Genomic DNA, 9723 nt, shown 5'->3' with positions numbered 1-9723 from the left:
CGGAGTTACATCCGGACTCGGCGGTCGTGCTCTTGTTCATCCACCAGACCACCACCAGCAAGGACAAACCGAAGCCGATTTTGACGTCGAGCAATGTACGGGTAACGCTGGCAAAGGTCAACGGCGCCTGGCTGATATCGAAATTCGAACCTGTCTGAGCGCCTCAAGGTCCTAAGGTAAATGGGCAGAGCCGCGGACGGCTGATGCGGCCCGCACATGACGTGAGGAGCGATCGATGCGACGAGTCAGCGCGCTGGCAAGTGCAGCGCTGGTGGCCGCGGCAATCATCCCGGGCTGGGTCTGCACGGCGGATCCGTATCCCGAGCCGATCAGACCTTCCGATCCGGTCGCCCTCAACGGGACATTCCTGGCTACCTCCGACGGCAATTGGGCGCAGTTAAACCACCAGTTTTACGACCAGAAAACTGTCATCAGTACCTGGACCATCGCGACCACCTGCAGCACCTCGCTGGAATGCGCAGGCCAGATGAGCAGCGACCAAGGGTGGAGTGCGGCCATCAAACTCCTTGCGGGCAATCTGTGGCTCGTCACCCACGACGTGGAAGACTTTGTCCGGTGCCCCGACGGCACGGTGTTCCCCGGCCATCAGCACTTCAAGTTCTACCCGACCGATAACGACCACCTGCGCGGCTGGGACGAAACCCTCGGCCCCAGCGGCGCGTGCGGACTCAATCAGTGGACGTTTGTCGAGATGCCGTTCACGTTGGTCAAGACCGCGTGAGAATCAGGTCCTTCCACGTCTTGGCCCGATGATCCGGCGAGGTCACTAGGTCTGCCTGCCGATAGAGGCGGCCATCCGGTGCGACGTAGGAACCGGTGCGCGGGTTGTATTCGGCGACGCCAACCGCGGGAGCATGCCTAGACCCGTTGCGGCCGAACGAACTTGGGGCCACCGATGGCACAGCTGGTGTACCGGGCGGTGGTGCGGCGTCAGCCGGCGCGACGGGTGCTGCCGGGGCGGGCGCCGACGCGTTGCCGGGGCCGGGCGGCGGGGCTGCGGGCGCCGCCCAGTTGCCGGGGCCGGGCGGCGGCGGGCCGGGCGCGTAGGGCAGCGCCGGCTGGGCGGGGTTGATCGGCCACACCATTCCCGGCGGCGGCAACGGCGGCAGCGGTGCTGGCACCGGCGCCGGCCCCGGGGGCGGGGGCGGGGGCAGTTCCCCAGGAGGTGGCAGCGCCGATCCTCCGAGCGGGCCGTAGAGGTCGGCGGCGCGGGCGCCAATCTCGTATCCGATGCGATCGTCGGGCGGTATGCCCTGCGACAGCAGATTCGGGTCGATCGGGTACGGCCCGGTCCAGTGCTGCCGCATGGCCAGCGGCTCGTAGGGCTTGTCGCTGTTGCAGATCTCGACGGTCGGCGCACGCTTGCCGGGACGAGTCATGCAGGGATAGTTGCGCGCACCACGAACCACCAGCGGCGAGTCCTGTGGCAGCTTGCAGTACAGGCCGTCCGGCGCGTCGATCGTCGTGGTGTCGGCCGGGGAGCGCCACAGCTGCGGCGGTAAGAAGCCGACAAAGCACGGTGGCGGGTCGCCTTCCTGGAGGTGGAAACCATTCGGTGCGATGTCAGTGTAGTTGTTGGACGGCGCTATCGACTGCATGCTGGCGATCAGCGGCGGGAACAGCACCAGCAGCTGTTCCAGGGACGGGTGATAGGTCACGGCGACCTGGCCGAGGCTGGTCAGGTTGGCCAGTAACACCGGCAGCGTCGGCTTGACCTGTTCGAACAGTGCCTGAGCCTGCCGGGCGGCACCCGGCGCGTCCCGCAGCACCGTGCGCAGCTGGGCGTCGTCGACCGCCACCTGCTCGGTCACCCCGGCCAGGCTGCGGGCCCACACCCTGGTCGAGTCCGCGGTCTGGGCCTGCGAGTCCAGCAGCGGTACCGAGTCGTCGACCAGCGCTCGGGCGCGGCCCGACACGCCGTTGACGTCGCCGGTCACCCTGGCCGACGAGTCGAGAAGCGACCCCAGGTCAAACCCGGATCCGTTGAAACCAGTGAACGATTCGTCGGTCAAGGCGCCGAGCTTGTCCTTGGGGATGCTGTTGATCAAGGCGCTGGCCTGATCCAACATCGGTCCCACCGGCTGCGGGATGCTGGCGTCGGCCATCGCGATCACCGAGCCGTTCCGCAGGTAGGGCGGCGAGTCGGTACGCGGCCGCAGGTCGATGTATTGTTCGCCGACCGCGGAGACGCTGCGCACGTCGGCCTGCAGGTCCGCCGGTATCTTCGGCGAGGTGCCCAGTGACAGTGTCGCTTTCACCCCGTTGGGGGTCAGCCGCACCGCGGTGACCGTGCCGACCTGCACACCGCGGTAGGTCACGTTGGAGAAGCGATACAACCCCCCCGAGGCGGGCAGCTCCAGTGCGACGGTCATCCGGCCGATGCCCAACAGGGTCGGCACCTGCAGGTAGGCAAAGGCCATCACGACCACGCCGATGATCGACGCGATCACGAAGACGATCAGCTGGATTCGCACGAAACGGGTCAGCATCTACCCGCCTCCATTCCCGTTCGGCAACGCCAAAGTGTCCGGGTCGCACCGATCCGGGGGCGGCGGAGTTCGCGGCAGGTCAGTGTAGCCGTCCCCGTTCGGGTATCGCTCCAGGAACGCGTCGTATCCCGCATCTCCCGGCGCCGGTACCTGAACGATGTTCTGTGCCTGGTAGCCGGTGCCCGCCAACAGTTGTTGCTTGAGCCGAGCGCGGGTGAAATCGAGAATGAGGAAAACATTGAAATAGTCACCCTTCACGCCCCGATCGACCAGGCCTTGGCCGTAGGGGAACGCACTTGCCAGAAAGCCCACAGCGAGGTCGAGCTTGGGACCGACCTCGGCGAGCGAACACACTGTCGGCACCAGGTTGTTCAGGTTGCGCACCAGGTCAGCCTGGGTGTCGTTGATCAGGCCGGTGGCGGTGTCACTGAAAACCCGCAGTTTGTCTAGTGCCGTCGTCAGCCGCGGCCGTTCCCGGACCAGCACGTCCAGCGCGGGCGGCACCGTCCGCAGTGCCCGGGTGACGACGTCGCGCTGGTCGGCGAAGGTGCCGGCGAGGCGGTTCAAGCCCTTGGTGGCCGCGACGATGTTGTCACGCTGATCGTCGAAGATACCCACCAGGGTGTCGAGCCGGGTCAGCAGATCACGGACCTCGCGTTCCCGCCCGGACAATGCGGCACCCACATTGTGGACGATGTCGCCGAGCTGCCCCAACCCTCCGGAGTTCACCACGGCCGCCAGTGTCGACAAGGTCTGCTCGGTCGACGGATACGTCGACGACTTGTTCAGCGGGATGGTAGCGCCCGGTTTGAGCCGTCCGGTCGGCGGCTGGCCGACCGGCGGGTTGAGCTCAAGGTGCATCGAACCCAGCAGGCTGGTCTGTCCGACGCTCGCGGTCACATTGGCGGGCACCACGACACCGGGCCGTACCCCGACCTCGACGTCGGCATGCCAACCCTGCACGGTCATTCTGCCGACGCTGCCCACCACCACGTCATCGATCGTGACCGGCGAATTCGACTCCATGGTGGCCACATTGGGTAGCTCGACGTGGAAAATCTGGGCGCCCGGCCCGCGTCCCACCGCGCCGGGCAGCGGCACCGAGTTCAGACCCCCGAACGCGCAGCCCGTCGCGGTGAGCACCACAGACGCCACGGCGACCAACACCCTGGCGGCGACACCCGCAACCCGTGAGCGGCCCTGCCTTTCCAAGCCGGTACGAGTCACGACGACAGCACCTCCGTGGGGAGCAGCAGGCCCGACACCGTCGGCGGGCCGACCGGCGGCGGCCCGGGCGCAGCCGGCACCGGCTCGGGCGGCAACGAGACGGCCCGCGGCGGTGGCGGAGGTGTCGGCGCCCAGTACGCTCCCGGTCCCCAGCGCGGATTGGTGTCGCCGGGCAGCCCGGTGTACGCCGACACCGCCGGCGGCACCTCGGCCGGACGCGGGACGGAACCGGTGATGTCTCCCTCGCAGGTCTTATCCCAGTTGCGGTGACAGGGCACCAGCGCCGGATCGGTGTAGATCAGGTTCTCCGGGCTTGCCGATTTGGACAGCAGAAGGTCGGTCGGCAACGGCATGAAGTTGAAGTTCAGTAACCGCGCGGCGGGACCCAGATGCTGGGCGCACAGCTTCCCGGACTCCACGGCGGTGATGTTTTCGATGGCCTCGATCTGGGTGCAGACGGCGAACACCGGGTTGTTGTAGATGTCGAACGCGAAGAGGCCGTCGGCGGATGGGGCTTCAGGGCTGTAGATGTTGTAGAAGTTGGCGAGTGCATTCGGCGCGACATGCAAACTGTTTTCGATATTCATGCGGTGGTCAGCCAGGTTCTGGGTGACGTCGGCCAACCGCGCAACCTGTTCGGCGGTCTGGTCGCGGGTGCCCGCGATGAAGCGCTTCACCTCGCCGAGCGCCACCGACAGGTGCGTCAACGCCGCATCCAGGTCGGACCTGCTTTCGTTGACCACGCTGGTGAGGGTGGCGAACCGATCCTGGAACTGCACGATCTGGGTGTTGCTGTCGCGAAGGGCCGTGACGAAGGTCTGCAGGTTCTTGATGATGTCGACGACGTTGCCGCTGCCCTCGCCGAGGATTCGCCCCACACCGGACAGCTGAGCCAGCGTCTGGCGCAGCCGCTCGCCGTTGCCTTGCAGGGCGTCGGCGGTGCTGTCGATGAACCGCGCCACCGACGGCGTCGACACCTGACTGTTGGGTCCCAGGTCGGTTGCTAGGCGCATCAGTTCGGTTTTCACCTCATCCCACTCGACGGGCACCGCCGTGCGTTCGACCGGAATCACCGCGCCGTCGCGCATCTTCTCGCCGTTCGACCGATAGGCCGGGGTGAGTTGCACATAACGGGCCGCGACCAGATTCTGGGCGACGATCACCGCCTTGGCGTCGGCGGGGATGGGCACGTCGCGGGCAACGCGCAGCGTCATTTTGACCCGAGTCCCCTCGGGTTGCACGGCGGCGATGCTGCCCACCGTGACGCCGGAGACCCGCACGTCATCGCCGGGGTAAGTGGCGGTCGCGCTGGTGAAGTAGGCGGTGACGGTCTTCGGGCGCAGGAACGTTTTATGGACGACCAAAGCGGCGGCCGCGACGGCGAGCCCGGCCAGGACAACCCCGGCCGCAGCCGCAACCTTCTTGCGCGACATCACGCCTCCTCAGGGGTGCCCGGCATAGTCTTGGATCAACGGCCACGGGAAGTATGCCCGCGGGAACGGGGACGGCACACCGGGGCCGCGGCCGGGGTCGGTGTCGAAAGTGCGGAATCCCCAGAGATAGTCCAGGAACGGCTGAAGCAGCTGCAGCGGCGTGAGGTTGGCTTCGAACGACACGTAAAACGGACCGCTGGCAACCACCTCACCGAGGGTTGTCATGTAGGGCGGGAAACGCTTGAGCGTCATCGAGATATTGTCCCGATTTTTCTCCAGCATCTCCGTCGCCGAGTTCAGTCTCTTCAAGGCCGGCGCCAGCTTGGCTTCGTTGTCGTGCACCAACCCGGTCAGCTGGGTGGCGACAACGGAGGTGTTCGCCAGCACATCGACGATCGCTTGCCGCCGCTGGGCCAAGACGGCGACCAGGTCATTGGCGTTGAGGATCAAGGTATTGACCCGCTGGCTGCGTTCCGAGAGGATCCCGGTGACGTCGCCGGCGGTGCTGAGCAGATCGCGCAGGTTCTGGTTGCGGCTGTTGAGCGTCTGCGAGAGCCGGGTCAGCCCGTCAAACGTCGGGCCCAACTGTGGTGCTATCTGGTCGATCGTCTCCGAGAGGGTGTCCAGCGACCGGTTCACCATCGCGGTGTCGGTTCCGGCGATGTTGGTCGTGGACTCGCTGACCGCGTCGGTGAGCAGGTAGGGCGACGACGTCCGGGTGAGCGGTATCACGCCCATCGGATGCATCGAGGTGCTGCCGGCCGACTCCAAGGTCAGCACCCGCTCGCCCAGCAGGGTGCCGGTGCGGATCTGCGCGGTGGTATCCGACCCGAGCGGGACGCTGGCCTTGGCGGTGAAGGTGACCAGCGCCTCACCGTCGGCCAGCGACATGCCCGACACCGCGCCGACCTTGACCCCCGACACCGTCACGTCGTTGCCCACGGCCAGACCGCCCGCGTCGGAGAAGAGCGCCTGGTAGCGCACGGCCGTCGCCCACGACACCAGCCGGTCGGGCGCAAGGCCCACGCCGATGACGAGCAGCGCCAGGACGACACCGAGCACACCCGCCCGGATCAGCTGAGCGCCACGGTATTTACCCATCGGGTTCTGCGCACCTCCCACCGTCTTGCTCGATCCACTTCACATGCACGGTGCGGTTCTGTAAATCGGTGACTCGCCAGTCCAGTGAGCAGGTGTACCAGTTGATGTGGCTGCCGTAGGAGCCGGCCCGGATCATCTTGCGGTAGTTTTCCGGGGCCTTGCGCAGGGCGAACTCCAGCTGATCCTTGTTGTCGTCGAGCAGCGGGGCCAACCGGTTCACCTGAGCCACCGCACCCGACAGCGGTGGCCGCGCCCGGGGCAGCAGATCGGCCAGGGACGCGGTCCCGTTGTCCAATGCGGTGATCGCGGCGCCGATCGGGTCTTTGTCTGCGGCAAGCCCGGTGACTAGCCGTTCCAGGCGGTCGATCGTCGCCGAGAAGTTGGCGCCCTCCTTGTCGATCGTGGCCAGCACGGTGTCGAGATTGCCGATCACCTGTTGCACCACGTCTTTGTTGTCGGCCAACGCAGTGGTGAACGACGACGTCTTCGACATGATGGACTCCAGGGTGTCGCCCTGGCCCTGGAAGATCTGCACCAGCGACGAGGTCAGCGCGTTGACGTCGTGCGCGTTCAAACCCTGGATCACCGGTTTCAGCCCGCCCAGGAGCAGGTCGAGGTCGAGCGCCGGCGCGGTGCGGTCGGCCGGGATCTGCGCACCGGACGGCAGCACCTTCGTCGACCCCGGGCCGTCGACGAGCTCGAGGTAGCGGTCACCGACCAGGTTGAGGTAGCGCACCGCGGCCCGGGTGCCGCTGGTGAGCACGATGTTGCGGTCGGCGTCAAAGGTGACCACCACCGACTCATCCGGTCGCAGCGAGACGCCGCGCACGGTGCCCACCCGGACACCGGCCACCCGCACGGTCTGTCCGGTCTTCAGCCGCGAAACGTCGTTGAACACCGCCGAATACCGGTTAGTCGCACCGGTTCGGTACTGGCTGAAGATGACGAACAGAAAAATGGTCAGGATCGTCATCACGACCACGAACGCCGTGAACTTGACCGCCGTCATGCGTGTGCCCATCATCCGGGCTGCGTTGTCTGTGCGGAGTTACGCGGCGGCCCGTCGATCGGCCCGAAGAGCCACTGCTTGATCAGATCGGAGTCCCAGACAAGTCGCTGGTTTCCGTACCTAAACGGGTTGGTGCCGACGTCGGCGACGACGAATGGGGCGTGCCCGCCGAAAGGCACCTGCGGAAGGTCGGTGCACTGCGGGCCGCCCTTCGCCGCCACCTTCGGCAGATCCTGCGGGTAGCGGTAGCGATCCCCGCCGAAGTCGAAACCGATGGTGAGGTTGACACCCGGGACCTTAAACGCGTGTCCCTGTCCCGCCTGCAACCACGCCGCACCCCCGAGGCCGCAGGTCAGCGCTTCGTGGTACTCGTTGAAAAGGTCGCCGGTCGGGACGAACAGATGCATGACGTCGGTCAGCGGTCCCCGGTTGGTGCTCAACACGTCGTTGCCGGTGTCGGCCAAGCCGATCGAGCTGAGCAGCACCGCGTCCAGGTTCTTCTGCTGGTCGACGATGGTCTGGCTGATCGGGGTCGAGCTCTGCGCGACCTTGACCAGGTCGGGGGCCGCGTCGGCGTAGGCGTTCGCCACCCCGGCGGTCACCGCCAGGTCGTGGCGCAGTGCCGGCATGCTGGGGTCCAGCTCGGCCAGCAACGCATCCGCGTCGCTGAGCATCTGGCCGATTTTCTCACCGCGCCCGCCCAGGCCCGACGCCAGCGCGCCCAGGGTTTCGTTGAGTTTCACCGGGTCGATCCTCGACAACAGCGACGTCAGTTGCTCGAAGACCGTGTTGACCTCGACCGTGACATGTTTGCCGTCGAGCACCGCACCGGCCTGCAGCGGCTGCGCGGACGGCTGATCCGGTGGGGACAGCTGGACGAACTTGGCGCCGAACACTGTCGACGATGCGATGTCGACCGAGACGTTGGCCGGAATCAGGTGCAGCTGTGCCGGATTCATCGCCAGGTGCAGGGCGGCTTGACCGTCCGGCAGCGGCTGGATCGACGCGACCTTGCCGACCTGCACGCCGCGCATCTTCACCTTGGCGTCGGGGTTCATCACCAGGCCGGCACGCGGCGACACCACGGTGACCGGCGCGGTCGGGGTGGCGCCGCCCCGAAACAGCGTCACCGCCAGGGCGACAATCCCGGCGATCGCGGCGATCATCGCCAAGCCTGCCAGCGGCCGCAGATAGCCCGGGGGTGGTGCATGCTGGGGCTGGCCTGGCGCATCGTGGCCTTCGAGCCGATGCCTATGGGCGCGACGGGGCGGGACTGGTGGTGTCATCGGGTCTCCCTCATCCCGCCAGGTTGAAGTTGCCGCTGGAGCCGTAGACCGACAGGGAGACGAGCAGCGTCACCGACACCACCACGACGAGCGAGGTGCGCACCGCGTTGCCCACCGCGACGCCGACACCGGCCGGACCCCCGGTGGCGAAATAGCCGAAGTAGGTGTGGATCAACAGCACGGTCACCGCCATCAGGATGGCCTGCAGAAACGACCACAACAGGTCGATCGGGTTCAGAAAGGTCCGGAAATAGTGGTCGTATAAGCCGGCGGATTGCCCGAACAGGAACACCGTGGTGAATCGGCTGGCGAGGAACGACAGGATGACCGCGATGGAGTACAGCGGTGTGATCGCGATCAGCCCGGCGACCAGCCGGGTGCTGACCAGATAGGAGATCGGCCGGATGGCCATCGCCTCCAGGGCGTCGATTTCTTCGTTGATGCGCATCGCGCCCAGCTGCGCGGTGACCCCGGCGCCGAAGGTGGCTGCCAGCCCGATGCCGGCGACCACGGGCGCGGAGATCCGCACGTTGATGAAGGCCGCCAAGAACCCGGTCAGCGCCTCGATGCCGATGTTGCCCAGCGAGCTGTACCCCTGCACCGCAAGTGTGCCGCCGGCAGCCAGCGTCAGGAATCCGACGATCACCACAGTGCCACCGATCATCGCCAAAGTGCCTGCGCCCATGCTGATTTCAGCGATCAGGCGGATGACCTCCGATCGGTAGTGCGTGGTGGCGAAGGGTGCCTGGGCAATCGCCTTCCCGTAGAACAGCGCGTGATCCCCGATGCGGCCCAGGGCAGTGACCGGACGTTGGAACTGCCGGGTCAGGCGCGGATAGGCGGCGCGCAGCGTCACAGCATCCACCGTCACTTGACCGTCATCTTGATGCCGATCGCGGTGACGACCACGTTGACCACGAACAGCGCCATGAAGGCGTACACCACGGTTTCGTTCACCGCGTTGCCGACGGCCTTCGCGCCCCCGCCGGAGATGATCAGGCCGCGATAGCACGCGACCATTCCTGCGATCAGACCGAAAAGTGCTGCCTTGACGCACGAGATGATCAGCTCCGGCACCCCGGTCAACAAGGTGATGCCCGCCGCGAACGCGCCGGGGTTGACGTTCTGGACGAACACCGAGAACACGTAGCCGCCCA

9 protein-coding genes and 1 pseudogene are annotated in these 9723 nt (G+C 66.5%); 2 read left to right on the top strand and 8 right to left on the bottom strand.

Features of this window, described 5'->3' with window-relative positions:
• Both AC2VOP_RS04875 and AC2VOP_RS04870 read left to right on the top strand, forming a co-directional pair.
• Nucleotides 1-158, top strand: a pseudogene (locus tag AC2VOP_RS04875) (twin-arginine translocation pathway signal); the annotation flags it as partial.
• 113 nt (nt 159-271) lie between these two features.
• Nucleotides 272-742, top strand: a complete 471-nt coding sequence (locus AC2VOP_RS04870; protein WP_486959895.1) for an Rv2253/PknI dimerization domain-containing protein — start codon at nt 272-274, stop codon at nt 740-742.
• Here AC2VOP_RS04870 and AC2VOP_RS04865 read toward each other — a convergent pair.
• The 8 genes from AC2VOP_RS04865 to AC2VOP_RS04830 form a co-directional block, all read right to left on the bottom strand.
• A complete protein-coding gene (locus AC2VOP_RS04865) occupies nt 729-2510 on the bottom strand; it encodes an MCE family protein (RefSeq protein WP_486959894.1) in 1782 nt (593 codons plus the stop codon). The genes AC2VOP_RS04870 and AC2VOP_RS04865 overlap by 14 nt on opposite strands.
• Nucleotides 2511-3737: an MCE family protein gene (locus AC2VOP_RS04860; RefSeq protein ID WP_486959893.1), complete on the bottom strand. Its 1227-nt coding sequence runs from the start codon at nt 3735-3737 to the stop codon at nt 2511-2513.
• Nucleotides 3734-5170, bottom strand: coding sequence for an MCE family protein (locus AC2VOP_RS04855; protein WP_486959892.1), 1437 nt, complete (start codon nt 5168-5170; stop codon nt 3734-3736). Before AC2VOP_RS04855 ends, AC2VOP_RS04860 begins: the two co-directional genes overlap by 4 nt.
• Nucleotides 5171-5179: 9 nt before the next feature.
• On the bottom strand, nt 5180-6271 hold the full coding sequence (locus AC2VOP_RS04850; protein WP_486959891.1) for an MCE family protein: 1092 nt from the start codon (nt 6269-6271) through the stop codon (nt 5180-5182).
• Nucleotides 6264-7292, bottom strand: coding sequence for an MCE family protein (locus AC2VOP_RS04845; RefSeq protein ID WP_486959897.1), 1029 nt, complete (start codon nt 7290-7292; stop codon nt 6264-6266). The genes AC2VOP_RS04850 and AC2VOP_RS04845 overlap by 8 nt, the downstream gene beginning before the upstream one ends.
• Nucleotides 7292-8566: an MCE family protein gene (locus AC2VOP_RS04840; RefSeq protein ID WP_486959890.1), complete on the bottom strand. Its 1275-nt coding sequence runs from the start codon at nt 8564-8566 to the stop codon at nt 7292-7294. The genes AC2VOP_RS04845 and AC2VOP_RS04840 overlap by 1 nt, the downstream gene beginning before the upstream one ends.
• A 10-nt stretch (nt 8567-8576) precedes the next feature.
• Nucleotides 8577-9422: an ABC transporter permease gene (locus tag AC2VOP_RS04835; RefSeq protein ID WP_486959896.1), complete on the bottom strand. Its 846-nt coding sequence runs from the start codon at nt 9420-9422 to the stop codon at nt 8577-8579.
• 11 nt (nt 9423-9433) lie between these two features.
• A partial coding sequence (locus AC2VOP_RS04830) for an ABC transporter permease (protein ID WP_486959889.1) occupies nt 9434-9723 on the bottom strand: 290 nt, incomplete at its 5' end.

It is taken from the genome of Mycobacterium sp. TH-M106 (assembly GCF_057473765.1).
The sequence above is the reverse complement of the archived record's forward strand: the minus strand, read 5'-3'. Positions and strand labels throughout refer to the sequence as shown.